Origin of the sequence: Streptomyces sp. NPDC001231, assembly GCF_042896885.1 — a bacterium.
Taxonomy (GTDB): Bacteria; Actinomycetota; Actinomycetes; order Streptomycetales; family Streptomycetaceae; genus Streptomyces.
The window spans coordinates 1-25,303 of the sequence record NZ_JBIAXS010000015.1; the positions used below are offsets into that span (position 1 = coordinate 1).

Genomic DNA, 25,303 nt, shown 5'->3' on the forward strand with positions numbered 1-25,303 from the left:
GGGACTGATCGACTCGTCGGCGCCCCACCCGGCCCGCGACACGATGGTCGGCCTGGGCGCGGTGGACGGGGGGCCCGCGGGCGCGGTGGCGCCGGTGCTCGGGCTGGGGCCGGTGCTCTGCGACGGGGACTTGGAAGTGGGCGCGGGGGAACTCGGCTCCTGGCTCGGCGGGGCGGGCGCGGTCGGGGGCTCGGACACGGCCGGATCGGTGGTCGCGTCGTCGCCGGCCGGTGTCTCGGCCGGCGGGGAGTCGGCCGGTTGGGTCTCGGTGGGGTCGGGCGACTCGGTCGGATCGTCGGGCGCGTCGACCTGGAAGGCCGCCGGTTCCATCGCTCCGGTGCCACTCGGGGCGCCGGTTGTGTCCTTGCCGGGATCGATCATGTCCAGGCGCAACCCGGCAGGCAGACGGTCGGACGTACGCCCGCCCGCGGTGACCCGTACCTCCACTCCGTCGGAGGGGCCCACCCAGGCCGGTTCCGTACCGCCGCGCTCGGCGGCCGCCTCGCCCTGGCCGCCGCTGCCGTCCAGCCGCAGCCAGTCCGACCACTGACCGGATCCCGCCGCGCGGGTGCGGGCCTCGATCGTGCCCTCGACCCGCGCCGAGGGGTCGCCCCAGGTGATGCCGAGCATGCTGAACGGCTCGGTCCGCTCCTGCTTCAGAGTCGCCTCGGTGCCGTTCTCGATCGTCGGCAACTCGGCGGTGAGGGCCTGGCTCCTCACCGGACCCGGCTTGCCGTCAGCATCGGGGCCGTTGCCCGACTGGTCGGAGCCTGTGGTCAGTAAGAGCCCTCCGACAATGCCTGCCGTGACCACGGCAGCCGTACCCCAGATATAGCGAGGTCTACCCATGATTGATCTGCGATGTCCTTCGTGAGGGGTGAGATAAGGGGTCACATCGCACCGGCAGGGCGGGGCGACCCACCCAGCAGACCTTTAAGATCCGCTAAGGGTTGCAGCACCACACCCCAAGCCGCCAAGTGATTCAGACCACAGTTCCGGACGATCGACCAGCCGGGGTCCGTGAAGGGGAACGCGGGTGTCCTGCTGGCCTTGTGCGGGTTTGCTGCTGCACGCGGCGGTGGTACTGCAGCGGACGGTCGCGGGCGAGCGGCTGAAGGCCCGCAGGAACGTGGCCTTACGGGCGGCACACCGGCGCGGGATACCGGTCGAGGTGCTGGCCGCGCGGATGCGGCTCTCACCCGGCTGGGTGAGGCAAGTCGTCGGCGGACGGAAACCGGCCGTGGAGGAGGCGGCGTAGGCAGGACCGCAGCGGTGCTCCGTTCGGGTGCATTGCGGTTACGTCCGACGCGCCGGGGCGTTGGGCCGGTATGAGCAGGAGTCGCAGGTTGCGGGAGCTGTCAGGGCCGGCAGCGTTCGATCAGCTGCAAGCGCAGTTGGCTCGGGCTGCTGCGGGGGTGGTGAAGGCGGAGAGGTCGCCGCGGCGGAAGCCGCCCGAGGAGGCGCTGCGTCCGGCATCCGCGGAGCCGGACGACGACGCGGAGTTGCCGCCGCCCGGCTCGGACTGACGTCACTCCCCCGTCTTCTCACCGCCCGGGTGTGCGCGGTCGTCGGTGGAGCAGCCCCGCTCGAGCACCGTCGGCCCGGTTTCGGCGGACAGGCCAGCCAGCCACACGTCGCGCTCGGCGTGCCCTTCGAGCACAGTGACCGCGTGGGCGGTGGCGATCTTCAGCTCGGAGACGATCCGGGCGGGGACTTCGTCATTGTCCCAGTGCTTCGTCCAGCCGCTTGTTGACGGCGTTGAGGTGCTTGACGCCGATTTCCACCTCGGACGCCATGAGGTCGAACGATGCCTGGTCGCCGCTGACGGCGCCCAGTGTGCAGGCGATGGCTGAGTTGCCGAGGTGCTCGAGGGCGAGGCTCCAGCGTTTGTTGGTGGCCGTGTCGGGGAGCGGGTCGCCTTCTTGGGCGGTCTCGATGTCGGCGGTGAGGGTGGAGCAGCTGTCACGGAGGCCGTCGGGGTCGACTGGGTCGGAGGCTTTGCTGACGGCTTTGAGGTCGCCGGTCAGTGGGCTGAGGGTGTCGAGGCCGCCGCCGTCTCTCCAGTCGGCCAACTGTTGGGCGATGCCCTTGCCGGCGCTGGGTGTCGGGTCTGGCGCGCTGCTGCTGGCGGCCGGTGCGGCCTTGTCGTCGCTCTTGTTGCCGGAGATCGCGAGGCCTACGCCGGCGAGGCGACGATGGCGGCCGCGGCCGATCCGGTGGCAATCGTACGGGGGGCGCTTCTTCGTCAGCGGCTCGAATTCGGGCGCGGGTGCCGGTGTCGCGTCGTTGCTCAGAGGGTCCGTGACCGTCCGCGTGAGCGTGTCAGGATCTGCTCGTGGAGTGTGACGTGTGTGGGAGGGCGATGTCGCGATGGCCCGTGCTGCCAACTGCTTGGCACGAGGAGATCTGGTCCTGCTCCTGGTGCTACGCCGCCACGCATGTAGGTGGTGAGTGGTTCGAGATCGGGCGGCCGCCGTATCTGCCGATGGAGATGCGCTGGGAGAAGGCCGATGCGGATGGCCTGTCTGCTGACGTCTCCCACGCCTTCGGAATCATCGACAGGACCCTGTGCGGGATCCAAGAGGTCGGCATGTCGCCGTCTGACTACTGGTGGCAGCCGGAGCGGGAAAACGCCTGCGAGGCCTGCCGTGAAGCGGCGGTGGTCATCAGTGAGCGCTGGCCGCAGGCCATGAGGAGCGAAGACGCGCGGCTGAGTGTGGTACGTCGACCGGCCGCCGGATAGAAGTGCCCGAGTTCTGCCTGCCTCAATCGGCAGCTACGAGTACTTCCAGTTCGGGGTGGATTCCCCGGCGGACCTGCGGCTCATCAGGTCGATCATCGCGATGCGGATCATCGCCTCGGAGCGGTGAGCGTGGGAGCACGCCGACACCGACGCACACCAGGCCCGTGACCCGCCACGTCACGATGCACACCACTCACTCCGCGAGCCTGACTACAAGGAGGACACCGCGTCCCCGTCCCGCCAAGCGATCCGCGTCGGCATCGGCTCCCCCACCACCGAGTCCCGCAGGAACAGCGGTGTCGAGCCGGCCATGCTCAGGTAGCCGTTCACACTCTGCGTGAGTGCAAGGCAGTAGCCGTCAAGGGTGTCCGCCCAACCCGTGCTCGGCCGGGCAGCCCCTCCGTCCCTCGTCGCCCAGCCCCACTCGCGCCACACCCCCATCACCAGGTCGAAATACCGGTCGCAGGTGTCCGGCGTGGTTCCCAGCACCCAGTACCGGATGTCGAAGGTCGCCCAGCCGTCATCGGGATGGTTCAGGTCCTCGGACAGGACAACCCCACTGTGCAGGCCCGCGTGGGGCAGGTCCGGATGCCGTAGCGCCAGCGACAGTTCCGGGGGCACTTCACGGAGCGTCTCCGTGAAGTGCCGTAGCAGCTGGGTACGGGCCTCTGCCTGTGTTCTCATCGTTCTCACCCGCACAGGATGCCCGTGATCAAGCGGGAGAGGGGGGCTCCAGTGGGAGAAATACCAGGTATGCGTGAGGAGTTGGACCGGCTCGGGCGTGCCCTGCGTGCGCAGCTCGTCGAGCTGATCGACGACCTTACCCCCGGCGCCGACCTCGGCCTCCTCTTCCTCGACGAGCCGAACGTCGCCGACTGGCACGAACCTCTGCGCTACAGCTACTCGGCCGTGTTCCGTGGGGAACGTCCCGAAGGTATCGGCGCTGCCGACGTCGCCTCCCGGGCGGCCGGCCTGCTCAGCCCGGCCGACTGGGAGATCGCGGGGCCTCAGGAGGAGATCGACGGCACGAAACGCACGTACGTCCTCACCGCCCGCCGCTCCGACGGCACCCGCATCGAAGTCCGCACGGGCGACTACAACTCGGCCGTGCTCTACAGCGTGCAGACCCCCGCCCTGGCCCTGCGCGAGCCGGAGGAGTTCCAGTGGCCGGAGCCGGTCCGGACGCCCGAGACCCTCACGCCCGGCTACGTGCTCTGCTACGAGTGCGACGGCCTCGGCGCCTGCCACGGCTGTGGTGGACGCGGCTGGGTGCCCAGCGAGCCCCATGGGCGCAGTAACTGCCGCCAGTGCGGCAGGCACCGCGTCTGCCCCATCTGCCGGGGCGGGAGCCAGTTGGCCGTCTCCCAGCTGTCGCCGTACCAGCTGTCCACATCGCATGGACGGCGTGATTGGCGCACAGCATGGGCCCCACGACGTTGACGACTCGGCTCCTTCGGCGGTCGTGCATCCCGGCCTCGCCCAGCAGGCGGTAGCGGTCCGACCACCGCTTGGCTGACCTGGAAACGCTCCACGGCCCACCGCAACGGCCAGTCGTCGTCGAACCCAGGAGGCCCTCACCTCGTTCAAGGACTGCGTCAGGCGTGTCGCCTGTCACCAACGTCCAGGAACAGCACACCTGGCTAGGAGTCATCCCCTACCAGGGAAGCGAGGTGATTGAGGAGCCGGTCGAGCTCTGCGGTACTGGTGAACTCGTGATGCTTCTCGGCGTCAGCGAGTTTGTGCATGACGTCGCGGACCCGTTTGCGTACGTCCTTGGTCTTGTCCTTTCCTTCCTCCCTGCCCTCGGCCAGTTTGTCCCCGGCCTCGGAGAGCTTGCCCTCCAGATCGTGGGCGAGGTGCGGGTCGAGGCGGCCTTGGTTCGCGGCGTCGCTCAGCGCCTGGGACAGCTGGCTGAGCAGCACCCCGGGATCGTCCGACAATGCGGCGGGTGCGTCGACGGCCACGGCACTGGCGGTGGCTGACCCACGCTCCGGCGCAGGCGACACTGAAGCATCGGCGGCGGACAGCGCAGCTCCCTCGGGCGGGGTGGCCGACACTGCAGCATCGGTGGCGGACGGCGGTACGGGCGAACCGGAGGCGACGTCCGTGGAGTCGGGCTGAAACACGAAGAAACCCACGACCGCCAGGGCAGCCGCTGCGATCCCGGAGATCGCGGCCGTGCGTGGCCGGCGGCTACGGCTGCGAGATCGTCGTGTCGTGGGGGCCGGCAGCACGGCCGTGCGGTCCACCACGGCGCCCCGCCCCGCGGCAGACGGTGATGTGAGCCCCGCAGGCAGGGCCGCACTCCACCTCTCGGGGGCGGACAACCAGTCGGCAACCCCCTCGGCGTCCGGACGCTTTTCCGGCTCCTTGGCGAGCAGCGCCAGGACGAGTTGTTCGAGCTCCACCGGAAGCTCCACCCCCACGCTGTGCGGAGGCAACGGCGACTCCTGGACATGCTGGTAGAGCAGCGCCGTCGGAGTATCCGCGCGGAACGGGGGGTGCCCGACGAGAAGCTCGTACAGTACGCAGCCGAGCGCGTACATGTCGGAGGCAGGACCGGCGTCCTTTCCGAGGGCGCGTTCGGGGGCAAGGCAGGAAACCGTTCCCACGATCATGCCCGCGCTGGTGAGCGCGGCCGCCGTGTCATCGGCGAGACGGGCGATACCGAAGTCCACCACCTTGACCGTGCCGTCCGGCACCAGAAGGAGGTTGGCAGGCTTGATGTCGCGGTGGATGATGCCCTGCTGGTGCGCGGCGGCCAGGCCTGAGGCGGTCTGGCTGCCAATGGCAGCCACCTCGCGGGGCGTGAGAGGTCCCCCCGAGGCCAGCCGCTCGGCGAGACTGCGCCCCTGGACCATCTCCATGACCAGGTACAGGCGGCCGTCGGCCTGGCCGAAGTCGTAAACGGCGACGACGTTGGGGTGGCTCAAGCGAGCGGTCGTCTGCGCCTCCTGGTGGAAGCGGGCCGCGGCCGTCGGGTCAACGCCACCGGCCAGGAGCAGCTTGACCGCGACCGGGCGGCCGAGGACCTCGTCGCGTGCGCGCCAGACCTCTCCCATTCCACCTCGGCCGAGAAGCTCCTCGAGCTGGTACCGACCCGCCAACAACACGCCGAACGCCCTCTCCATAGCCGTCAGGACCGAACTCACAAGTACGCACCATGCCGGATCGCAGCTGCCGGCTCACCACGGCATCGGGAGCACATTTCGTTCGCGAGATGAGACACCGCCCGGTCAGGGCCGCTGATCGTGCGGTGGCCCGGTTGGGAGCCAAGGCTGATGAGGCCCGATCGCCAAGGCCCCGGCAGGCTATCAGGCCTTGATCCACTCGGGTGGAGAGCTATCACCGCGGCTGGGTGCCCGCCGGGTGGGAGGTGACGGAGCCGGGGGCACCTTCTTCTGCGGCGCGGGCGGCGCGGGCGGCGCGGATCGTCCTGAATCGGACGCCCAAGCAAGGAAGCGGACGTCGAGCCGTTGGGCGAAGGCTTCGGGTCTCGCCAGAGCCCCGTCCTCAGATGGCCTTCAGGGCGAGCCACAGCGCGGTCAGATCATCGGTGTCGGCGATCTGCCTCCCGGTCAGTTGCTCGATGCGGCGAACGCGGTAGAGCACTGTCTGCCGGTGGACTTGCAACGCCTCGGCCGTCCGTTGCCAGGACCTGCGGTTCTCGAAGAACACCCGCAGGGTCGTGAGCAGTTCGTCGGCCTGCCCCTGCGGCAGATCGAGGACGGGACGCAGTACGCGATCGACGAGTGCCCGTGCCTCTGCCGGGTTGCGGGGGCCGAGGAGTGGGTCGGCCTCCGCGTACCGCAGCAGTGGGGTTCCCTGTTCCCGCACGATGTCGAGTGACCATGTGGCCTCCCGTACCGCGTCGGCCATGCGGTCGGCGCGGACGATCAGATCGCTGACGCCCGCCCGACCGAGCTGCCCGAGGGCCTGCACAAGCACCGGAACAGCGGCGTCGGGAAGGATCGTGAGCGAGGTGCCGCCGCGCTGCACCGTGACGTGGCTGACGGCCGAGCGCCACAGTTCGAGGTGCGTGGTTGCGAGCAGGTCCTGATCGTCGTCGTTGCGTGCCGCCACGCACACTGCTTCCTCGAGCCGGAGGCCGATCTCCTCCAGCCGCTGCTGGGCTGTGGCCGGCGCCAGTTGCGCATCGAGGATCTGGAGCAGAAGTTCTGCACCTCTCCTGCGGTCGTGCTCGATCGTCAGGCGGGCTTGGGAAAGCGCCAGTGCACACACCGTAGCCGCGTGCTGCAGGAGCAGCGCGTCCGGCAGTTCGCTCTGCTCGGGGAGGGCGACGAGGACCGCGTCCGGATGCGTCGGTACGTCGACCAGGAGTGCGTAACGGTCTCCGGCGAGGTGGACCGCGATGACCCCGGCGCGGAGCCTTCCGCGACGCTCGGCCACGGCGATGCGGATCTCCTCGCGGAGCGGAACGACGCCCGGATACCAGTCGTGGCCGGTCGCCCGGTCGCACACCCGGACATCGCAGCCGAGCTCGCGGGACAGGGCACTCGTGAGCGATGTCAGTCCGGAACTCTGCGAGGAGATCTGCTGCAGCGCCTGGTAGATCCGTTCGGTCCGGATCAGGCGCTGGGACTGTTCGAGGAGGGTCGCCTCGGCGACAGCGCGGGAGATCGCGACGAACGGCATGGGATAGGCGATCCAGAGCACCGGGAAGCCCAGTTCCTCGCTCGTCCGGGCCAGCAGCCTGGTCAGTGGCGGGGCGTACATCTGCTCGCCGATGGCCAGAGCGGCGGCACCGTGATCGACCAGGTGCCGGATCAGCTCCTTCTGGCCGGACGCGCTCCGGGGGATGGGCCTGCCGTTCGTCATGAGGAGTTCACCGCCGGCCACCCAGCGCCACGGCTCGGGCAGGTCGGTCGTGTGCGTCCACGAGACGGGCCGGTCCAGCACGTCGGCCCCTGAGTGGAGCTTAAGGCGCAGATGCGGCATCTCGAGCAGTTCACCCACCGTGATCGGCATGGGCTCACGGTATGACGGCGCCTGACCATCCGCATAGCGGCATTGTGCAAATGGATAAACACGGTCGAGAACTTTGAGCGCTCCGGGTCTGCGCGACGCAGGTCACGGCGGCGTACATGTGGACGCAACACCTCCGCACGGCCGCCGCGAGCCAAGGACTCCTCCATGACTGCTCGATCGAATCTCATAGACGACGCGCCACTGACGCGCTTCCACAAGAAACTGACCGCCTACTCGTCGGGCGGACCGTTCATCGACGGTTACGCGATCGCGGTCATCGGTGTCGCTTTCACGACGCTCACGCCGGCCCTGGACATGACCACCGGCGACAAGGGGCTGGTCGCGGCCGCCAGCCTGGTCGGCATCTTCGTGGGCGGGGCGGTCTTCGGATACGTCACCGACAAGATAGGCCGGCACATCATGTACATCGCCGACCTCGCCGCGCTCGCGCTGTTCTCCGTGTTGTCCGCCTTCACGACGGAGGTCTGGCAGCTCGTGCTCCTGCGCTTCCTCCTCGGCGCGGCCATCGGTGCCGACTACCCGATCGCCACGTCGCTGCTGGCGGAGTACCTCCCGCGGCGGTTCCGCGGCCGGATGCTCGGTGCGACCTTCGTCGTCTGGGCACTCGGTGCCGCGGCGGCGTACGTCGTGGGCGTGGGCCTTGCGGGACTCGGCGCGAACGCCTGGCGGTTCATGCTCGCCAGCCCGGCCGTGTTCGCCCTGGTGACCCTGTTCCTGCGGCTCGGTACGCCGGAGTCGCCACGCTGGCTGCTCAGCAAGGGCCGTGCCGACGACGCCGACCGGGCGATCAAGAAGGTCTTCGGTCCGCAGTACGGCGTGGTGGACCTGCCCGCGGAACCGGCGCTCGCGCGAACCGGCTGCACCACGGTGTTCCGCCCGCCGTACGTCAAGCGCACCCTGTTCGTCGGAATCTTCTGGACCGCCCAGGTGATCCCGCTGTTCGCGCTCTACTCCTTCGCCCCCGACCTGCTGGCGGGCATGGGAATCACCGGCAACACCGCCGAGGTCTTCCTCGCCGTGCTCTTCGTCATCGGCGGCATCCCCGGACTCTGGCTGGTCGAACGGATCGGCCGCCGGGCGCTGCTGCTGTGGTCCTTCGGGATCATCGCGGTCGCCCTGGGCATACCCGGTCTGGTGCCCGGACTGCCGACCTGGGTCTCCTTCACCTCGGTCTGCGTCTTCGCCCTCGCCTCCGGAGGCTCCAGCTTCCTCGAGGTGGTCTACCCCAACGAGCTCTTCCCGACCGAGGTCCGCGCCACCGCCGTCGGGGTCGGAACGGCGTTCTCCCGCATCGGATCGGCCGCGGCCACCTTCCTGATGCCCTTCGCCCTGGCCAAGAGTCAGAGCCTGCCGCTGCTCATCGGCGCCGTCGTGTCGGTCGTCGGGCTCCTGGTCACGCTGGCCTGGGGCATCGAGACCCGAGGCCGGGCGCTCAGCGACACCGCCGCGGGCGCCGACCACCGGGCCGGACCCCCCTCTTCCTCCCTCACCACCACCGTTACGAACTGACAGGAGACCGTGATGAACCACGACAGCCGGCCCGCCCCGATCGGAGCCCTGGACGCCACGAAGGTCCCCCGGTTCGCCGGCCTGGGCACTTTCGCCCGGATCCCCGACATCGGCTCGGTCAGCGACTACGACATCGCGGTCCTGGGCGTGCCGTTCGACGGGGGCACGTCGTACCGCCCGGGCGCCCGCTTCGGACCGATGGGCGTCCGTCAGGCCTCGCGTCACCTGCGCCCCAGGTTCCATGTCGAACTCGACACCGCACCACTGGAAGCGGTCCAGGTCGTCGACGCCGGTGACGTTCCCTGCACGCCCTTCAGCATCGACGAGGCGGTTGCCCAGATCGAGGACTACGCCCGCGACGTCGTGGGACACTCCGACCGGCGCATCGTGACCATCGGTGGTGACCACACCGTCGCGCTGCCCATGCTCCGCGCGGCCAAGGACAAGTACGGTCCGATCGCGCTGGTCCACTTCGACGCGCACCTCGACACCTGGGACACCTACTTCAACGCCCCGATCACACACGGCACGGTGTTCCGCCGCGCCTTCGAAGAGGGCCTGCTCGCCGAGGACAAGTCCATACACCTGGGCATCCGCGGACCGATCTACGACCAGATGGACCTCGTGAACGACAAGGCGTTCGGCTTCCGCGCGATCCGTGCGGGGGACCTCGACGTGATCGGAATCGAGGGGGCGGTGGACGCCGTACGGCGACGGGTGGGCGACGCACCGGTGTACGTCTCGATCGACATCGACGTCCTCGACCCCGCATTCGCCCCCGGGACGGGCACTCCGGAGATGGGCGGGTTCAACAGCCGGGAACTGCTTCGCCTGCTCCGCAGCCTCGACGGACTCAACATCGTCGGCGGTGACGTGGTCGAAGTCGCTCCGGCATACGACCACGCCGAAATCACCAGCGTCGCCGCCGCCACCGTGGTCTTCGACCTGGTCACGCTCATGACGAAGAGCAATGTCACCAAGCCCGTGCTCAGGTCCGCGAACGGCTCCTGATTCAGGACGCGACTGAGCAGCTACCGGGGCCGTCAAGGCGCCGACCGCTTTGACGGCACCACCACCTTCGGCCAGGAGTTCGCGGCCCGTGGAGCGGCGGGCTTCGGTCCACTCGCCGTTCTGCTCGGCCAGGACCGCGCCGACGAGCCGGACCACGGCGGTAACGGTCGGGGAAGACGCCGACCACGTCGGTGCGACGGCGGATGTCCTTGTTCAGCCGCTCCTGCGGATTGTTCGACCGGATCTGCCGCCAGATCTCGCCGGAGTTCCGCGTCAGCCCCGGCCGAGGACGCAGAACTCGTTGCCCGCAGGGTCGGCCAGGACGACCCAGGAGACGTCACCCTGACCCACGTCGGCCCGTGTCGCGCCGAGGCCTTCGAGCCGGGCGACCTCCCTCGCCTGATCCCCGACGGGGTCGGACATCACGTCGAGATGGACGCGGTTCCATACGACCTCGTCGTCGGGCGTGCGGCGGAACTCCAGGTACGGCCCGACGCCCTTGACGGAGCGCAGCAGGGCGCGGTCGTCGGTCAGCTCGTGGACGGTCCAGTCGATCGCCTCGCCCCAGAACCGGACCATGGCCCGTGGGTCGGCGCAGTCGACGACCACGGCGGCTATCGGCCCGGTGTCCCGGTAGAGCTCCCGGGGCTCCAGGACGCTGAACACGTTGCCTTCCGGGTCGGCCATCACCGTCCACGGCGCGTCGCCCTGGTCCACATCGGCGGGCGTCGCCCCGAGCTCCTGCAGACGTGCGACCAACTCCGCCTGATGGGCGTCGGAGGTGGTGGCGAGCTCGATGTGCACGCGGTACTTCACCGTCTCCGGATCCGGGACGCGGACGAGATCGATGCAGACGGCGGACGGGTCCGGCCAGTCGAAGCCCACGGGTTCCAGGTTGGTGACGCCGGGCCCTTCGCTGGAAACACCCCAGCCGAGCACCTCCGCCCAGAACTGGCCGAGCGCCGAGTCGTCCCGGGCCTTGAAGTTGACCTGAACAAGTTGCAGCGTCATGGCGCACACCCTAGGTGATCCCCCATCGGGCAGGCGTGCGAAATCCAGAGCGATGCCAACCCGGACACTGACTACCCCCACCGCTTCCAGGAGCTGATCACGGTGCTCAACGGCCGCCAGGGTGAGGTGTACCAGTCGAACCCGACATCGACCGCGCGGACGTCCGCACCCTCCACGCCGCCCACCGCACCCTCGTGTTCCAACTCCTCGGCCGCCCCGTACGACCATGCGCCCTTCTGCCCCGCAGCTGAGCACGACGCGGATCATCCATCCGCTGGCTCACGCCGTCGTTTCGGTTCGGTGACGGGGCGGGACCGGCTTGGTGAGGGGCCATACGTTGTATCGACATGAGACCCCGTATCGCCGTGATCGGCAGCGGCCCCGCCGGCCTTGCCTTCGCCCGCGTCCTGCACCGTCATGGTCACCCTGTCACCGTCCTCGAACGCGATCCCGCCCGCGACGCCCGTCCCGCGGGCGGCACGCTGGACCTGCACGAGGGGCTGGGCCAGCTGGCGCTGGAGAAGGCGGGGGTGCTGGCGGAGTTCCAGGCGCTGTCCCGGCCCGAGGGGCAGGCCATGCGCATCCTGGACGCGGACGGGACCGTCCTCCGCGACTGGCAACCTCGTCCGGGTGACCGGGCCAATCCCGAGATCGACCGCGGGCAACTCCGTGACCTGTTGCTCGGGCCTCTGGACGTTCAGTGGGGGCGGGTCGTGACGGAGGTAGTGCCGGAGAGCCGGGACGGCGTGCTGGTCCATTTCGCGGACGGGCCACAGGAGACGTTCGACCTCGTGATCGGCGCGGACGGTGCCTGGTCCCGGGTCCGCTCGGCGGTCTCGTCCGCGACGCCGCAGTACACCGGCGTCACCTTGGTCGAGACCTCTCTGGACGACGTCGACACCCGTCACCCCGACCTCGCCCGGCTGGTCGGCGACGGTTCCGTGGCTGTGTACGGCGTGAACCGCGCGCTCGTCGCCCAGCGCAACAGCGGCGGCCACGTCAAGGTATACGCCCAGTTCCGCGTGCCGCTGGACTGGCACACGAACCCGGACCGGCATACGGGCTTGAACCAGCGCGCGGGCCTGGGCCTGGCCGACGTCGAGGCCGTGCGATCAAGCCTGGTGGCCCTGTTCGACGGCTGGGCCGCTCCCGTCCTCGACCTCCTCCGCCACGGCACAGCTTTCGTCCACCGCCCCCTGTACGCCCTTCCCGTCTCCCACACGTGGGCCCACGTCTCCGGGGTGCCGCTACTGGGCGACGCCGCCCACCTGATGCCGCCGTTGGGGGTGGGCGCGAACCTCGCGATGCTGGAAGGCGCCGAACTCGCCGAGTCCATCGCCGCCGCCACCGGCCCTGGAGATCTGGACGAGACCGTCCGCGCCTTCGAGGAACAGATGTGGGCACGGGCCGGCAGGTGGGCGAGCATCACGATGGCTGGTCTGGAACGCCTCGTGAGCCCGGACCCCTCCGAAGCCCTCGCCCTCTTCGACGAGGTCCAGCCTTCCTGACTGCCAAGCGCGAGAACATGGCCCAGTCCGAGGGTTCCTCGCCCCCGGACTGTCCCGGCGCGAATGAATGAGTTACTTCTGGTCCCCCAAGCACCCCGCCTGGCACCGATCCACCGGACCTGCCGGGCGCGGGCCCGGCCTGGGGTTGCCTCCGTGGTGAGCGACCTGGCCGAGAACGGTCCCAAGAACGCCGGTAGCGGCTGCCGGCCGTCGGTGTTTCGACGGTCACAGCCGGACCATGTACGGATGTGAGTAGGTGGCGTACAGGAAACCCCGGTGAGATTGATCTTGCTGGGGTTCTCCTGCCTCGTGGCTCCGGCGGGGCCGGTGCGGGTTGGAAGTAGTGGGCTGCGCGGGCCGGCGGGCCGGGGCTCGCCGAGCCGCCGGACATCCTCGACCTGTACCGGTTCGGCCCGTCCCGGCGCGTACGGCGAGCCGTGGAGGACTGAGATCCGTCCGTTCCGTCAGCGATGGGCGTGAAGGCCGTCGGCCAGACGGTGGAGGCTCTGCCGACAGCCGCCCTCAACCAGTACGGCGCCCACAAGGTGCGGATGGTTCTGGCGGCGGTCGGTGTGCTTGTGCTCGACAACTGCCGGTTCCCTTGACGGACACATCCGCACCGCCGACAGCCCGGCCGCTGGGGTGATCGCACCCAGGGCGGCCACGGCGACTCCGGGCCCGCCATCGAACCCAGCTACCCGGACAGCGGGTGCGGAAGGCCGCGAAGGGATCGACACGCTCGGCGGCCGGGCCGAGAGCGTCGCCCAGGTCCTCGACCCGGCAGCGGCCTCGCAGGTCGACGCCTGATCGAGGGCGAGCCATCCGCTGCGCTCCGCCATGACCACTGCTTCCCGGCCGGCACCAACCTGGCCGAGCTCTATCGGCTGTTGAGGGCTACCGTCTCGTCCGGCGCCAGCGGTGACTGCACGCCCGGCCCGCGCCCAGCGAACCGCATGGCGACGCAGGCCCCCAGGTACAGCAGGGCGACGACCAGCAGCAGCGCCTGATAGCCCGTCACCAACGCCAGATATTCGAGCGCGCCCCCGGTCAGCGCGCCCAGCAGATTCGCGCCGAACGCGGATGTCGGGTCCGGGGCGAGCGCGAGGCGGTCCGAGAAGATGAGGTTGGCGCAGAAGATGGGAGCGAAGGCCAGGGCGATGGCGGCGGCGAGCCGTCCGGCGAAGGGCAGCGAGAGCACGGCGTGCGCCGGGACGAGCCAGGCCACCGCGAGGGTGCCGAAGAGCAGGAGCTGCAGCAGCAGCTGGTTGACCCGCCGTAGCCGGCGCCGGACCTCGACCGCCGCGAGGACGGCGAGCAGGACGCCGATGAAGACCAGGGCGTTGACCAGCCAGGTGGTACCGAAGTAGAGCGCGAAGCCGATCACGTTCTTCGTCTCGAGCAACATGAAGGCCGCGCCCATCAAGAACATGTCGGTGTAGCGGATTGTGCCTCGGATGCGAACCCCGGTCAGGCGCACCGCCAGGAGCGTCACCAGCAGGATCGCGCCCAGCGCGCCCAGGTACAGCGTGGGAATGTCCCGGTGGAGCAGATACGGGAAGGGGTGGTCGTCGCTTGCGGCCGCCGGGACCGCGCCGCTGGGCTGCCAGATCTGATCGCACGACTGGTCGGCCGCCGTCATCCCGGCGACCAGCACGGCCGCGTTCTTGCTGAACGTCGTCATGCAGGGGGCGTGGCCGTAGATGTCATCGAGGGAGCCGGCGAAGCGGTCGATCAGCCAGCTCTTCCGGTAGTAGTTGTACATGGCGAACGCGCCGTGCGGCGCCAGGTGATCGCGCGCTGCCTCGAACGCCTGCTGGGTGAACAGGTAGCTCTCCAGGCGCAGATTGCTCGCCCCGGCCACCAGCGTCAACGAGTCCGGCAACGCCAGGACGACGAGGTCGTACTTGGTGCTCGTCCGTTCCAGGAAGGCCCGTCCGTCGTTGATGTGGACGTGCACCCTGGGGTCGTCGTACGGCCTAGCGGGGTGCAGTTGTGCGCCGATCTGCTGCAGCCGGGGATCGATCTCGACCGCGTCCACGCGCTGCGCTCCGTGCGCCAGTGCGACCGCGACGTCATTACCGTTGCCGGCTCCGATGACCAGCACACGCTTGTGCGGGTTGCCGGGCGTCTGGTCGTACGCCTGCCGATAGGGCGAGTTCTTTTGCATCAGTACCGGGAGCGGCGCGATGTTCTGGTGCGGGACGCCGTTGGCGGAGATGCTGTAGCCCCGGGTGGTGGGCGTCAAGGGCGTGAGCTGGATCTTGTAGTAGGGCGACCAGGAGATGCCGGCCGTCGTCGTCTCCACGAACAGCGCAGCGGCCATCGCTGTGAGCGGGATGCCGTACCGCAGGGTGTTGCGCCGTCCGCCGAGGATCAGCAGGGCCGCGGCGGCGAGTACGCCCCACACGGCCGACGGGGCGCGCAGCCAGGACAGCAGGGCGAAGGACACCGAGCCGGAGAGGCTGCCGAGCAGGTCGTAACGGTAGGCATCGAGCGAGGGAAGCCGGCGGAAGAGATCGGCGGTGATCTTGCCGATCGCGGCCATGATCACTGCGGTGAGGAGGAAGATGGTCGGCAGCGTCACCCACTCGGGCAGGCCGGTGGTCTTCACGGTGGTGAAGTAAATGACCTGGTCGCTGCTCTGACGCACTTGCACCGGAAACTCGCGTACCAGGATGACGAGAAGCGCGAGCGGGACCGGTGCCCAGCGTTTGAGCCATTGCCCGCGCGTGGCTGGGATCAGGAACCCGATGCCGATGCCCAGGAACGACCCGAGCAGGATGAAGTTCGAAAAGTAGCTGAGGTGGACGACGTTGGCGCCCGCCCATCTGATCAACGCCAGCTCGACGAAGAGCATGGTGGCGCTGGCCAGCAGGAGCCTCCAGCGCACCGAGCGGTCGGCTTGTCCGGTTTTGATCAGTTTCACGCGCAATTACGGTGCCATCTTCGGTGCGATGGGTCGAGGCGACTTGCCGCAGACCGCCCCAGCCGCAGCGAAAGGCAGGCGTCGCCTGCTCCCGTGCTTCCCCGTCCAGGAGTTTCGCCCTCGCGTGGCCCGTTTCGAACGGGGACCTGGGGCGGACCGGGAGCCTGGCTCGGCGCATTTCTGGATGCCATCGTGCCACCTCAGGGCACCTGCGGCAGGCATCGGCTCTTCCATCCCAGCATGGAACCCGGACATGGGGAGCGCCCTGTGGGGTGGGTGAGGCTCCGCGCGTTCCTCCACGTCAGGTCAGTGACCGCAGGCGGGCTTGGGATGGTCCAGTACCTGCCAGGCAGCAGGACCGACCTGTCCGTCAGGGGTGAGGGCACTGCACGACTGCACCTGCTTCACTGCCACTTCCGTGCCGGATCCGACTTTCCGTCGACCTTCAGGTCGTGACCATGGTTGTAGTTCAGTAGGCACTGAAGCCGGCTGACCTTGGAGCCCACCATTCCCTTGGCTGAAGCGCCGCCTACGATGACCGAGTGACAGCCCGCCGCACCCTTGGCACCGGTCCCCAGACCGCGCACGGCATCCGCGCCGCCCAAGCCGATCTACTCGACGCCCTCCCCGCAGTCCGTCTCCCCGACCTGGACGAGCTGCGGACCCGCGGCGTACTCGCGGTCCCCGTCTCTCGCCTCGACCAGCACGAATCCGACCCGCTCGATGCACACCACGCCAACGACCACGCTCCCCATGGTCCGATGACAGCGGCCGAGGTCAGGCGGTGGTGAGCAGGTTCTTCACCTCGACGACGTCGGCGATCTCCTCGATCTGGGCCACCAGCCGGGCCATCGTCGCCGAGGGCAGGCGCCCGGTCAGCTCCACGATGCCGTCGTGCACCGTCACGTCCACGCTCTCCCGGTCTGCCGGGGGACAGCAGCCTTCGATCGTGGCCTGCACCTCCGCCTGGATGCCGGCATCGTCCCTGATCAGCGCTTGCAGCAGCGCGTCACGGCGCACGACGCCCACCAGACGGCCCTTGCGATCGGTGACGGGCATTCGCTTCAACCGGGACAGCGCAGCGAGCCAGGCGGCCTCGGCAACCGTCGCGCCGGGCAGAACCGTGATCGCGGGGCTTGTCATCAGGTCGGCGGCCGTCTCACCACGCGCCTTGCCGTGCATTCGGCGTTCACGCAGCCTGCCGATGCGTCCGGGCCGGTGACCGGAGGCGTCGAAGGCGACCTTCGCCAGCAGATCGGACTCCGAGACGACGCCGACCACATGGTCCTCGGCGTCCACGACCGGGAGCGCGCCCGCGTGCTCGCGTGCCAGCAGACGGGCGATGTCGCGATACGGCAGGTCTTCGCGGAGGGAGGCGGCGGGCACGTCCATCACGTCCCGCACCAGAGGCTCCCCGGATTCGGGGAGTGCCGGCCGCGGCGCAGGCGTGGCGGCCGACGCTGCCTGCTCCTCCGTGCCGGACTGTCCGGCCGCGGTGCCCGTGTGCTTGGCCGCGGCCGTGGCCACGGCACCCAGGTAGCGGAGCAGCCTCTCCTGCCGTGTCGTTTCCTCGGGACTCCAGGGGCGGGAGGGCATATTCCGCCGGGCGTCGGCCTCTGCGCGGTGGTTCTCGTGCGCGTTCACGGCGGCCTCCTGACTCCGTCGAGTTGGCTGCCATCCCAGTCTTCCGCTCTCCGTGCCCGTGCCAAGAGCCGATCGGCCCTGATGGAACGGCGTGACGGCCCTATCCGGTGCGGGGCGGACGCGGAACGGTGAGACTGAAGGAGCAGCCGATCAGCAGGAGGCCGCCGATGAGCCTGCGGGACTTCCTGGAGCGGTTCCGTCCGGCGGGCACGCCGGGAGCGTCCGCCACGGGCGTGCCCGCCGATCGTACGGCGGAGCGTGCCGCGGAACTGGAACCTGCCCTCGGCCGACTGGCGGATGTTCAACGGCAGGCGGCACGGATCCGGGCCGCCGCTCAAGAGGGGGCCGAGGCCCTTCGGCGGGACACCTCACGCGAAGCCGAACGTCTTGTGGCGGCCGCGCGGGAACAGGCCCCGGAGGTTCGCCGACAGGCCGCTGAACCGCTTCTCCGGGAGGCACGGCAGGAAGCCGACGCCCTGCGCGCCGCCGGCGACCGCGCGGCCTCGGCGATCCGCGCGCGGGCCATGGAGCGCATGCCGTACCTGGTGGACCTCGCGGTGGCTGATGCCCTGCGTCTGGCAGGCGGGGCGCAAGGAGAGCCATGAGTGCCGGTTGGGTCGCCGGAGCGGTGCGGGCGAAAGCCCTCGTCGGCCGGTATTCGGGTGCCGGTGGGGCGCGGGAGATCGCCCGTGGCCCGACGCTCGACGACGCCCTGCGGTGCCTGGCCACGACGCCGTACGCCCGCTACGCGCGGACAGCTGCGGGCTTGCCGCAAGCGCAGCGGGCGGTGGCCGCCACCGTGCTGTGGCATCTGCGGGTTCTGGCCGGATGGCTGCCGCCGGGTGGTGCCCGTCTGCTCGTTCCGCTCGCCTCCGGGTTCGAGATCGCCAACGTCATCGCCCGGTTGCCCGTACCGCAGGGTCGCCGCGCGGAGGCGCCCGAGCCGTACCGGCTCGGGGCGCTGGAGACCGCCTGGCGAACTCTGGAGCGTGCCGGGACGCCCGCGGAACTGCGCGCGGCGCTCACCGCCTCACCCTGGGGCGACCCGGGTGGCGACACGCCGTGGGCCCTGCTCACGGGCATGCGGATGGCCGCCGCTCGGCGCACCGCCGTCGCCGTGCCGTCCGCACGCCGCTGGGCCCAGGGACGCGCACTCCTGCTCGCGGCGCGTGAACTCTTCGTACACCACCGCTCTCTTCTGGAGCCCGTGTGGCGCGATGCGGCACGGCTGCTCGGGACCCGGGCGCCGGCCGCCGTGTCGTACCAGGAGTTCCGTGAGTGCCTGCCCGCGGCGGCCGGCTGGGTCCTGGCGGATGTCGACGAGCCGGGCGAGTTGTGGCGGGCCGAGGCCCGCTGGTGGCGGACGGTGCAGTCCGACGGGGCGGCAATGCTGCGCGAGGGCCGGTACGGGCCGAGGGTGGTCGTCGGTGCGGTCGCGGTGCTGACCGTGGACGCCTGGCGGGTGCGGGCGGCGCTGGAGTCGGCGGCGCGCGGCGGACGACCCGGGGAGGCTTTCGATGCCCTGGTCTGAGGCGGTGACGCCGGTCCGGATGCGCCGTGTGGCGGTGGTCGTGCCGCAAGTGGCCCTGCGGGACACACTCGTGCGAATCGCCGAAGCCGGCTGCGTGGAACTCGACCGCGCCGAGGAGGCCGCCCCGGGGGCGGCGGCCGTGCGGCTGCAGCGGTTGCGCGGACGGGGAACGACCGCCGGACCCGCGATCGCCGCTCCAGCTGTGCTCGCCGCCGCCGCGCCCGATCTCGATCTGCTCGAACAGCGTGGCAGTGTCGATCTGCTGGCGGGCGAGGCCCAGTTGGAGGAGCGTGCGGAGGGCGCCGTACGGCGTGGGGAGGTGGCCGCGCTGGCCGGATGGTGCCCGGCCGCCGAGGTTCCCCACGTCGCGGGCCGGCTGGCCGCGGCGGGCGGTGCCCTGCTGCCGCTGCCCTCCCCGCGCGGAACCGATCCCCCGACACTGCTGCGGCCGGCCCGGACCGCCTCCTTCACCCCGCTGGTGACGACGTACGGCACGCCCGCCTACGCGGACCTCGACCCCTCGTGGCCGGCGGGCCTCGCCTACGTCGCGATGTTCGGGATCATGTTCGGTGACGTGGGGCACGGCGCGCTGCTGTTGCTCGGCGCGCTCGCGCTGCGCCTCGGGCGGCCCCGGCGGTGGGCCCGGCTGGGCCGGCTGTGGCCGTTCCTGGCGGGCTCGGGATTGGCCTCCATGCTCGCGGGTACCGCCTACGGCGAGTTCTTCGGACCCACGGGGCTGCTGCCGGTGCTGTGGCTGAGCCCGCTGGAGGATCCCACCCGTCTGCTGGCTGCCGCGGTGGCCCTCGGGGCCGGTCTGCTGACGCTCGCGCACGCCGCCGGCGCGGTGAACCGCGTACGTGAGGGCGGCTGGGGCACGGGGCTGTACGCGGCGTCCGGCTGTGCCGGACTGCTGTTCTATCTGGGGCTCGCTCTGGCCGCGGCGGGCATGCTGCTGCACCTGCGGGCCCCGGCCGTCGCCGGGGGTGCCCTTAGCGTGGCCGGGCTGGCGCTGGTGGCGTCGGGTCTGTTCCGGGCCACGGCGGGCGGTGGCGCGGGACTCGCCGAGACGGCGGTGCGGCTGTTCGACGTCGTCGTGCGCACCGGCACCAACACCCTGTCGTTCGCCCGGCTCGCGGCGTTCGGCCTCACCCATGCCGCGCTCGCAGGCCTGGTGTGGCACGGCACCACGGCCCTGGCAGGGCGCGGCGCCGCCGGAGTCGCAGGCGCCGTCCTGCTGTTCGTCGTGGGCACGGCCGTGTCCTTCGGCCTGGAAGCCCTGGTCGCCGGTGTGCAGGCCCTGCGGCTGGAGTTCTACGAACTCTTCTCCCGGCTCTTCGAGACAGAAGGCCGGCCGTTCCGTCCCTGGCACGTTTCCCCGGCGGAACCCGCCGACTCCGCTACGAAGGTGATCCCATGCTCACCTGGCTGATCGTCCTGCCGGTCCTGGTCGCGGTGCTCGGCGCCGTCCGGCTGCTGCGGCGACGCCGGACCAAACACGCCTTCCGCTGGCTGCTGGCCACGAACCTCGCCCTGCTGGGCGGCGCCTTCGCCGTCCTCGCCACGGCACTGGCGGGACCCGCGCAGGCCTCGGCGCAGGCCGCCCCGCCCGGCGGAGTCAACGGATCCGCCTTGATCGGGGCGGCCATCGCGGTGGCCGGCGCGTCGATAGGAGCCGCGATCGCCGTCGCCTACACGGGAGCCGCGGCGCTCGCCGCGCTGAGCGAACGGCCGGAGATGTTCGGCCGGGCGATGGTCATCGTCGGCCTGGCGGAGGGCATCGCCGTGTACGGGCTGGTGGTCGCGATCCTGCTGATCGGAAAGGCCTGACGATGGGCACCGTGGCCGCCATCGGCGCACGAACCGACGTGTGCGGGCTGGCCCTGGCCGGGGTCGACGTCCTCGTCGCGGAGGAACCGGACGCCGTCCGCGAGGCTTGGCGGACACTGCCCAACACGGTCGCCCTGGTGATTCTCACGCCCGAGGCCGCCGAGGTGCTGGGGGACGCGGCGACGGCGCCCCGCCCGGCCCGGCCGTTGACGGTGGTGATGCCTGCATGACCACGCCCGTGGATGCTCTGGACCCCGTACGCGCCGAGTTGCTGCGCGCGGCACGCGCCTCGGCCGACGCCGTCCTGGACCGTACACGGGCCGACGCGGCTGAAACCCTGCGCGCCGCTCGCGCTACGGCTGAGGCAGTGCGCACGCGGGCCCAGGAGCTCGGCGAGGCCGACGGTGCCGCCGAGGCGACCCGGGAACGGGTTCGGGCGGCACAGGACGCCTGGGCGGTGGAACTCGCGGCCCGCGCCGACGTCTATGCGGCGCTCAGGGCCGCGGTTCGCGCGGGCGTGCGGCGGGCGCTGGCCGAGGACGCTGTTTCGCAGTCGCGCCTGGCGGAGGTGGCACGGGCTCAGTTGGGACCGGAAGCGCGGGTCACGGCCGCCGCGGAGGGCGGGGTGACGGCCGAAATGCCTGGCCGCCGGGTAGATCTGTCGGCGGACGCCCTCGCCGAACGCGCCCTGGACCGGCTGGGTCTCCAAGCCGAGACGCTTTGGGGGTCACCGTGACCGTCGTCGGCCACCAGGCCTCGGACTCCCCCGGCGTGGGCCCGCTTGCGCAGGTCACGAGCGGTGCTCCGGCAACCGCCCGGGGGGACCGCCCCCGGATTCTCCGCGTCGCCGGTCCTCTCGTGGAGATCACCTGCCCTCCTGCGGTCGCCATGCATGATCTGGTCGTACTGGGCGACGCACGGCTGCCGGGCGAGGTGGTCGCCATACACGGTGACACGGCCACCGTCCAGGCCTACGAGTACACCGGTGGGCTGGCCCCCGGCCAGCCCGCGGAACCCCAGGGGCGACCGCTGTCGGTGCGGTTGGCCCCTGATCTCCTCGGCGGTGTGTTCGACGGTCTGCTGCGCCCTCTGGCCGGCAGCGGCGACCTTCTCACCACAAGCGGGCCGACGACTGGCGAACCGGACCTGGGTGACTGGTCGTTCACGCCAAGGGTGTCGGAGGGGACGCGGGTCGCGGCCGGCGACGTCCTCGGGGAGATCGGCGCGAGCGTGCCACTGCGGCTTCTGGTGCCTCCGGACCTGTCGGGCGAGGTGACTCGGATCGCGCCGGCGGGCGGGCACTCCTCGGACGCCGTGCTCGCCGTCGTGGGCGGGTGTGAGGTGCGGATGGCCCAGTCGTGGCCGGTGCGCAGACCGCGACCGGTCACACGGCGACTGCCGGCGGACGTGCCCCTGAACACCGGGCAGCGCGCCGTCGACCTGCTCTTCCCCGTGGCGCGGGGCAGCACGGTCGCCGTTCCCGGTGGCTTCGGCACCGGCAAGACCATGCTGCTCCAGCAGATCGCCAAGTGGTGCGACGCGGATGTGATCGTCTACGTCGGCTGCGGCGAACGCGGCAACGAGATGGCGGACGTCATGGAGGAGCTGACGGAACTGACTGATCCGCGGACCGGGGGCCGTCTGGCGGAGCGGACCGTGACGATCGCGAACACCTCCAACATGCCGATGATGGCCCGCGAGGCGAGTGTGCACACCGGGGCGACGATTTCGGAGTACTTCCGCGACATGGGCCTCGATGTCGTCCTGATCGCAGACTCGACGTCCCGCTGGGCGGAAGCACTGCGCGAGTTCGCATCCCGCATGGGTGAACTCCCCGCCGAGGAGGGTTATCCGGCCGGGCTCGCCTCCCAGTTGGCCGCGTTCTACGAGCGGGCGGCGGCCGTACGCACGCTCGGCGGCGCGAACGGGTCCGTCACGGTGATCGGGGCCGTGTCCCCGCCGGGCGGCGACCGCACCGAGCCCGTCACCGCGCTCACCGAGCGGTTCGTGCGGTGTCTGTGGAGCCTGGACCGCGATCTCGCCTACGCACGGCACTATCCGGCCGTGTCCTGGTCGGAGTCCTTCTCCCGGGACGCCGCCGGGCTGGCCGCCGTGCACGCGCGGGCCGACGACCCCGAGTGGGCCGAGCGGCGCGGGCGGGTGGCACGGCAGCTGGCGGAGGCGGACCGGCTGGCCGACCTCGTCGAACTCGTCGGCATCACCGCCCTGCCGCCCCGGGAGCGGATCAGCGTGCTCGCCGGACGGCTGCTGCGCGAGGCCGCGGTCCAGCAGAACGCGCTGTCCCCGGCGGACGCCTACAGCACCCCCGAGAAGACCGCGGCCCTGGTGGAAGCGGTGCTGACGGTGATCGACCGCTGTGCGGAGCTGGTGGACTCCGGTACCCCCGTGGACGCCGTCGAGGCGGTCGACTTCACCCCGCTGCTGCGGGCGCGCGAGACGGCCGGCCCGGCGGAGATCGCTCCGGTGACCGCGGCCCGCGACACCGTGCTGGCCCGGCTGAAGGAGGCGGCATGACCGGTCCCCAGGTCATCGAGTACACGGATGTGCGGGAACTGCGCGGCCCACTGATGGTCGTCGAGGGGGTGAGCGGCGTGGGCTGGGACGAGTTCGCCACGATCGTCCTCGACTCCGGTGAACGACGGCACGGGCTGGTCCTGGAGGTGAACCGCGACCTCGCGGTGGTGCAGGTCCTGGAGGACACCGCCGGCATGAACCGCACCGGCACCCGGGTCGCCTTCTCGGGCACGCCGTTGCGGATCCCGGTGGGCCCCGGATGGCTGGGACGGGTGTGCAACGGGCGGGGCGAACCCGCTGACGGCGGGCCGCCGGTGTTCGGCGGATCGTATGCGGCGGTCGGCGGCGCGCCGATCAATCCGGTGCGCCGGGAACCGCCGAACGAACCGGTGCTCACCGGTGTCGGCGCGGTGGACGCGCTGACCACACTGGTGCGCGGCCAGAAACTGCCGGTGTTCTCGGCTGCGGGGCTACCGCACTTGGAACTGGCGGTGCAGATCGCGGCTCAGGCGACCTGTGGGGGTGAGCCGTTCGCCGTCGTGTTCGCCGGCATGGGGCTCACCCACGCCGACACGGCGTTCGTCCGCGAAGGGCTGGCCGCGCGTTCCGCCGCACGGGAACTGGCCCTGTTCCTCAACACCGCCGACGACCCGGTGATCGAACGGCTGCTCACCCCGCGACTCGCCCTGACCGTCGCCGAGCACCTGGCGTTCACGGAGGGCCGCCACGTCCTGGTGGTGATGACGGACATGACGGCCTACTCCGAGGCGCTGCGCGAGGTGTCCGCCGCGCGCGGCGAGATACCGGCCCGGCGGGCCTACCCCGGCTACCTCTACAGCGACCTCGCCTCCCTTTACGAGCGCTGCGGCAGAATCAAGGGCCGCCCGGGATCGGTCACCATCCTGCCCGTGCTCACCATGCCTGCCGGCGACATCACCCATCCCGTCCCCGATCTCACCGGCTACATCACGGAAGGGCAGATCGTGCTGTCCGCCGAGGTCCAAGCCGTCGGCACCTATCCGCCCGTGGATCCGCTGGCCTCGCTGTCGCGTCTGATGCGCAAGGGAACCGGAGCCGGACGGACCCGCGCGGACCATCCGGCCGTCGCCGCACAGTTGATCGCCGCTCTGGCCCGGTCCCGGCAGGTGGCGGAACTCGCCGACCTCATCGGCCGCTCGGCGCTCAGCCCGGCCGATCTGCGCCTCCTGGACCTCGAAGACGCCTTCCGGAACCGGTTCCTCGTCCAGGGCACCGACGAAGAACGGTCGTTGGACGATTCCCTTGACCGGGCCTGGGAGGTGCTGCTGACCCTGCCGCGCAGCCAGCTCGGCATGCTCCCGGCCGACCTGCTCGACAGCCGCACTCCGCCGCAGGACGAGGAGGCGCAATGAGCCCGCGGAGGCGCCGGGTTCCGGCGGGACGAGCTGGGCGCCTGCGGCTGCGCCGTAGTCTCGCCACGGCCGAGCGTGGAGCGGACCTGCTGGAACGCAAACTCCGGCTCCTACTGGACCGGGAGCACACCGCGCGACGGGCAGCTGAGGACGCAAGCCGGATGTGGCGGGAAAAACTGGCCGACGCGGAAACGTGGCTGCTGCGCGGGGTACTGCTCGGCGGCGAACACGCGCTGGCCGTGGCGGCGCCCGCGGACCGGGCGCGCGTCGACGTCACGTGGGCCACGCTGATGGGCGTCAGCCACCCGGCAGGAGTGGACTGGACGGACCCCATACGCTCCCCGGCGGAACCGACAGCCGCCAACACGGCCCTCGCGCACGCCGAGACGGCCTATCGTGCCGCGGTCCGCGCCGCGGCGGACCTTGGCGCCCACCAGGCAGCCGCCGAACTACTGGCCGCCGAAACCGAACGGACGCGGCAGCGGGTCCGGGCCCTGCGCCGGCACTGGATCCCCCGGCTGCAGGCCGAACTGGCAGCGATGGAACTGGCGCTGGAGGAGGCCGAACACGAAGAAGCGGTACGACGCCGCTGGGCCTCCACCCGCACTGACCGGTGAAACCCTGCCCAAGGCGTGCCGACGGCGGGCCCGAGCGGGC

At 70.8% G+C, this 25,303-nt stretch carries 23 protein-coding genes and 4 pseudogenes; 16 read left to right on the top strand and 11 right to left on the bottom strand.

The annotated features are described in order from the left end of the window. Window positions 1–720 (bottom strand): annotated as a pseudogene (locus ACFY3J_RS19350) (N-acetylmuramoyl-L-alanine amidase); the annotation flags it as partial. Between the two features lie 340 nt (window positions 721–1,060). Here ACFY3J_RS19350 and ACFY3J_RS19355 point away from each other — a divergent pair. After that, window positions 1,061–1,258 carry a hypothetical protein gene (locus ACFY3J_RS19355; RefSeq protein ID WP_384180514.1) on the top strand — a complete coding sequence of 66 codons (198 nt, stop codon included), beginning with the start codon at window positions 1,061–1,063 and terminating at the stop codon, window positions 1,256–1,258. Between the two features lie 460 nt (window positions 1,259–1,718). On the opposite strand, the gene ACFY3J_RS19360 is transcribed toward ACFY3J_RS19355, so the two are convergent. Next, window positions 1,719–2,387, bottom strand: coding sequence for a hypothetical protein (locus tag ACFY3J_RS19360; protein ID WP_384180516.1), 669 nt, complete (start codon window positions 2,385–2,387; stop codon window positions 1,719–1,721). On the opposite strand from ACFY3J_RS19360, the gene ACFY3J_RS19365 reads away from it, so the two are divergent. Continuing rightward, complete coding sequence (locus ACFY3J_RS19365; protein WP_390841333.1) at window positions 2,378–2,743, top strand: hypothetical protein; 366 nt, start codon at window positions 2,378–2,380, stop codon at window positions 2,741–2,743. The genes ACFY3J_RS19360 and ACFY3J_RS19365 overlap by 10 nt on opposite strands. Window positions 2,744–2,776: 33 nt before the next feature. Here ACFY3J_RS19365 and ACFY3J_RS19370 read toward each other — a convergent pair. Together ACFY3J_RS19370 and ACFY3J_RS19375 are read right to left on the bottom strand one after the other, a co-directional pair. Then, window positions 2,777–2,878 (bottom strand): annotated as a pseudogene (locus ACFY3J_RS19370) (IS5/IS1182 family transposase); the annotation flags it as partial. 75 nt (window positions 2,879–2,953) lie between these two features. Continuing rightward, window positions 2,954–3,427 carry a hypothetical protein gene (locus ACFY3J_RS19375; RefSeq protein ID WP_384180521.1) on the bottom strand — a complete coding sequence of 158 codons (474 nt, stop codon included), beginning with the start codon at window positions 3,425–3,427 and terminating at the stop codon, window positions 2,954–2,956. A 69-nt stretch (window positions 3,428–3,496) separates the two neighbouring features. Between ACFY3J_RS19375 and ACFY3J_RS19380 the strand changes: the two genes are divergently transcribed. Further along, complete coding sequence (locus ACFY3J_RS19380) at window positions 3,497–4,183, top strand: hypothetical protein (RefSeq protein ID WP_390841334.1); 687 nt, start codon at window positions 3,497–3,499, stop codon at window positions 4,181–4,183. 200 nt (window positions 4,184–4,383) lie between these two features. Here ACFY3J_RS19380 and ACFY3J_RS19385 read toward each other — a convergent pair whose 3' ends face one another. Beyond that, the gene (locus ACFY3J_RS19385) at window positions 4,384–5,895 is read right to left on the bottom strand and encodes a serine/threonine-protein kinase (protein WP_384180525.1); all 1,512 of its coding nucleotides are present in this window, start codon (window positions 5,893–5,895) and stop codon (window positions 4,384–4,386) included. Between the two features lie 361 nt (window positions 5,896–6,256). Next, a complete protein-coding gene (locus tag ACFY3J_RS19390) occupies window positions 6,257–7,732 on the bottom strand; it encodes a PucR family transcriptional regulator (protein ID WP_390841335.1) in 1,476 nt (491 codons plus the stop codon). A gap of 165 nt (window positions 7,733–7,897) precedes the next feature. Between ACFY3J_RS19390 and ACFY3J_RS19395 the strand changes: the two genes are divergently transcribed. Together ACFY3J_RS19395 and speB are read left to right on the top strand one after the other, a co-directional pair. Then, window positions 7,898–9,262, top strand: a complete 1,365-nt coding sequence (locus tag ACFY3J_RS19395) for an MFS transporter (protein WP_384180530.1) — start codon at window positions 7,898–7,900, stop codon at window positions 9,260–9,262. 12 nt (window positions 9,263–9,274) lie between these two features. Beyond that, window positions 9,275–10,273, top strand: coding sequence for an agmatinase (speB, locus tag ACFY3J_RS19400; RefSeq protein WP_384180532.1), 999 nt, complete (start codon window positions 9,275–9,277; stop codon window positions 10,271–10,273). 69 nt (window positions 10,274–10,342) lie between these two features. On the opposite strand, the pseudogene ACFY3J_RS19405 reads toward speB, so the two are convergent. Beyond that, window positions 10,343–10,532: pseudogene (locus ACFY3J_RS19405) on the bottom strand (transposase); the annotation flags it as partial. Between the two features lie 14 nt (window positions 10,533–10,546). Then, window positions 10,547–11,284 (bottom strand): VOC family protein, encoded by a 738-nt coding sequence (locus ACFY3J_RS19410; protein ID WP_390841336.1) that lies wholly within the window; start codon window positions 11,282–11,284, stop codon window positions 10,547–10,549. 347 nt (window positions 11,285–11,631) lie between these two features. Here ACFY3J_RS19410 and ACFY3J_RS19415 point away from each other — a divergent pair, with 347 nt between their 5' ends. Both ACFY3J_RS19415 and ACFY3J_RS19420 read left to right on the top strand, forming a co-directional pair. Beyond that, entirely contained in the window at window positions 11,632–12,792 is a 1,161-nt protein-coding gene (locus ACFY3J_RS19415; protein WP_390841337.1) for an FAD-dependent oxidoreductase, read from the top strand. 344 nt (window positions 12,793–13,136) lie between these two features. Then, window positions 13,137–13,241 (top strand): annotated as a pseudogene (locus tag ACFY3J_RS19420) ((2Fe-2S) ferredoxin domain-containing protein); the annotation flags it as partial. A gap of 428 nt (window positions 13,242–13,669) precedes the next feature. On the opposite strand, the gene ACFY3J_RS19425 reads toward ACFY3J_RS19420, so the two are convergent. The 3 genes from ACFY3J_RS19425 to ACFY3J_RS19435 form a co-directional block, all read right to left on the bottom strand. Beyond that, complete coding sequence (locus ACFY3J_RS19425; protein ID WP_384180538.1) at window positions 13,670–15,718, bottom strand: spermidine synthase; 2,049 nt, start codon at window positions 15,716–15,718, stop codon at window positions 13,670–13,672. 611 nt (window positions 15,719–16,329) lie between these two features. After that, the gene (locus ACFY3J_RS19430) at window positions 16,330–16,473 is read right to left on the bottom strand and encodes a hypothetical protein (RefSeq protein WP_384180540.1); all 144 of its coding nucleotides are present in this window, start codon (window positions 16,471–16,473) and stop codon (window positions 16,330–16,332) included. A gap of 22 nt (window positions 16,474–16,495) precedes the next feature. Beyond that, window positions 16,496–17,362 carry a CBS domain-containing protein gene (locus ACFY3J_RS19435; RefSeq protein WP_390841338.1) on the bottom strand — a complete coding sequence of 289 codons (867 nt, stop codon included), beginning with the start codon at window positions 17,360–17,362 and terminating at the stop codon, window positions 16,496–16,498. A 167-nt stretch (window positions 17,363–17,529) separates the two neighbouring features. Between ACFY3J_RS19435 and ACFY3J_RS19440 the strand changes: the two genes are divergently transcribed. The 9 genes from ACFY3J_RS19440 (at window position 17,530) to ACFY3J_RS19480 (ending at window position 25,263) form a co-directional block, all read left to right on the top strand. Further along, complete coding sequence (locus tag ACFY3J_RS19440; protein ID WP_384180544.1) at window positions 17,530–17,967, top strand: hypothetical protein; 438 nt, start codon at window positions 17,530–17,532, stop codon at window positions 17,965–17,967. Continuing rightward, window positions 17,964–18,893 (top strand): hypothetical protein, encoded by a 930-nt coding sequence (locus ACFY3J_RS19445; protein ID WP_384180547.1) that lies wholly within the window; start codon window positions 17,964–17,966, stop codon window positions 18,891–18,893. The genes ACFY3J_RS19440 and ACFY3J_RS19445 overlap by 4 nt, the downstream gene beginning before the upstream one ends. After that, window positions 18,880–20,322, top strand: a complete 1,443-nt coding sequence (locus tag ACFY3J_RS19450; RefSeq protein ID WP_384180549.1) for a V-type ATPase 116kDa subunit family protein — start codon at window positions 18,880–18,882, stop codon at window positions 20,320–20,322. Before ACFY3J_RS19445 ends, ACFY3J_RS19450 begins: the two co-directional genes overlap by 14 nt. Beyond that, entirely contained in the window at window positions 20,307–20,720 is a 414-nt protein-coding gene (locus ACFY3J_RS19455; protein ID WP_384180551.1) for an ATP synthase subunit C, read from the top strand. Before ACFY3J_RS19450 ends, ACFY3J_RS19455 begins: the two co-directional genes overlap by 16 nt. 2 nt (window positions 20,721–20,722) lie before the next feature. Further along, complete coding sequence (locus ACFY3J_RS19460) at window positions 20,723–20,950, top strand: V-type ATP synthase subunit F (protein ID WP_384180553.1); 228 nt, start codon at window positions 20,723–20,725, stop codon at window positions 20,948–20,950. Then, on the top strand, window positions 20,947–21,456 hold the full coding sequence (locus ACFY3J_RS19465; RefSeq protein ID WP_384180555.1) for a hypothetical protein: 510 nt from the start codon (window positions 20,947–20,949) through the stop codon (window positions 21,454–21,456). The genes ACFY3J_RS19460 and ACFY3J_RS19465 overlap by 4 nt, the downstream gene beginning before the upstream one ends. A 152-nt stretch (window positions 21,457–21,608) precedes the next feature. Then, on the top strand, window positions 21,609–23,255 hold the full coding sequence (locus ACFY3J_RS19470) for a V-type ATP synthase subunit A (RefSeq protein ID WP_384180557.1): 1,647 nt from the start codon (window positions 21,609–21,611) through the stop codon (window positions 23,253–23,255). Continuing rightward, window positions 23,252–24,646 carry a V-type ATP synthase subunit B gene (locus tag ACFY3J_RS19475; protein ID WP_384180559.1) on the top strand — a complete coding sequence of 465 codons (1,395 nt, stop codon included), beginning with the start codon at window positions 23,252–23,254 and terminating at the stop codon, window positions 24,644–24,646. Before ACFY3J_RS19470 ends, ACFY3J_RS19475 begins: the two co-directional genes overlap by 4 nt. Next, on the top strand, window positions 24,643–25,263 hold the full coding sequence (locus ACFY3J_RS19480) for a V-type ATP synthase subunit D (RefSeq protein WP_384180561.1): 621 nt from the start codon (window positions 24,643–24,645) through the stop codon (window positions 25,261–25,263). The genes ACFY3J_RS19475 and ACFY3J_RS19480 overlap by 4 nt, the downstream gene beginning before the upstream one ends. Window positions 25,264–25,303 lie beyond the last annotated feature (40 nt).

Bases quoted from the DNA above. Each gene is read 5' to 3' on its own strand.
- ACFY3J_RS19375 (WP_384180521.1), bottom strand. From the start codon at position 3,427: ATGAGAACACAGGCAGAGGCCCGTACCCAGCTGCTACGGCACTTCACG.
- ACFY3J_RS19380 (WP_390841334.1), top strand. From the start codon at position 3,497: ATGCGTGAGGAGTTGGACCGGCTCGGGCGTGCCCTGCGTGCGCAGCTC.
- ACFY3J_RS19390 (WP_390841335.1), bottom strand. From the start codon at position 7,732: ATGCCGATCACGGTGGGTGAACTGCTCGAGATGCCGCATCTGCGCCTT.
- ACFY3J_RS19395 (WP_384180530.1), top strand. From the start codon at position 7,898: ATGACTGCTCGATCGAATCTCATAGACGACGCGCCACTGACGCGCTTC.
- speB (WP_384180532.1), top strand. From the start codon at position 9,275: ATGAACCACGACAGCCGGCCCGCCCCGATCGGAGCCCTGGACGCCACG.
- ACFY3J_RS19410 (WP_390841336.1), bottom strand. From the start codon at position 11,284: ATGACGCTGCAACTTGTTCAGGTCAACTTCAAGGCCCGGGACGACTCG.
- ACFY3J_RS19415 (WP_390841337.1), top strand. From the start codon at position 11,632: ATGAGACCCCGTATCGCCGTGATCGGCAGCGGCCCCGCCGGCCTTGCC.
- ACFY3J_RS19430 (WP_384180540.1), bottom strand. From the start codon at position 16,473: ATGGGGAGCGTGGTCGTTGGCGTGGTGTGCATCGAGCGGGTCGGATTC.
- ACFY3J_RS19440 (WP_384180544.1), top strand. From the start codon at position 17,530: ATGAGCCTGCGGGACTTCCTGGAGCGGTTCCGTCCGGCGGGCACGCCG.
- ACFY3J_RS19445 (WP_384180547.1), top strand. From the start codon at position 17,964: ATGAGTGCCGGTTGGGTCGCCGGAGCGGTGCGGGCGAAAGCCCTCGTC.
- ACFY3J_RS19450 (WP_384180549.1), top strand. From the start codon at position 18,880: ATGCCCTGGTCTGAGGCGGTGACGCCGGTCCGGATGCGCCGTGTGGCG.
- ACFY3J_RS19455 (WP_384180551.1), top strand. From the start codon at position 20,307: ATGCTCACCTGGCTGATCGTCCTGCCGGTCCTGGTCGCGGTGCTCGGC.
- ACFY3J_RS19460 (WP_384180553.1), top strand. From the start codon at position 20,723: ATGGGCACCGTGGCCGCCATCGGCGCACGAACCGACGTGTGCGGGCTG.
- ACFY3J_RS19465 (WP_384180555.1), top strand. From the start codon at position 20,947: ATGACCACGCCCGTGGATGCTCTGGACCCCGTACGCGCCGAGTTGCTG.
- ACFY3J_RS19470 (WP_384180557.1), top strand. From the start codon at position 21,609: ATGCATGATCTGGTCGTACTGGGCGACGCACGGCTGCCGGGCGAGGTG.
- ACFY3J_RS19475 (WP_384180559.1), top strand. From the start codon at position 23,252: ATGACCGGTCCCCAGGTCATCGAGTACACGGATGTGCGGGAACTGCGC.
- ACFY3J_RS19480 (WP_384180561.1), top strand. From the start codon at position 24,643: ATGAGCCCGCGGAGGCGCCGGGTTCCGGCGGGACGAGCTGGGCGCCTG.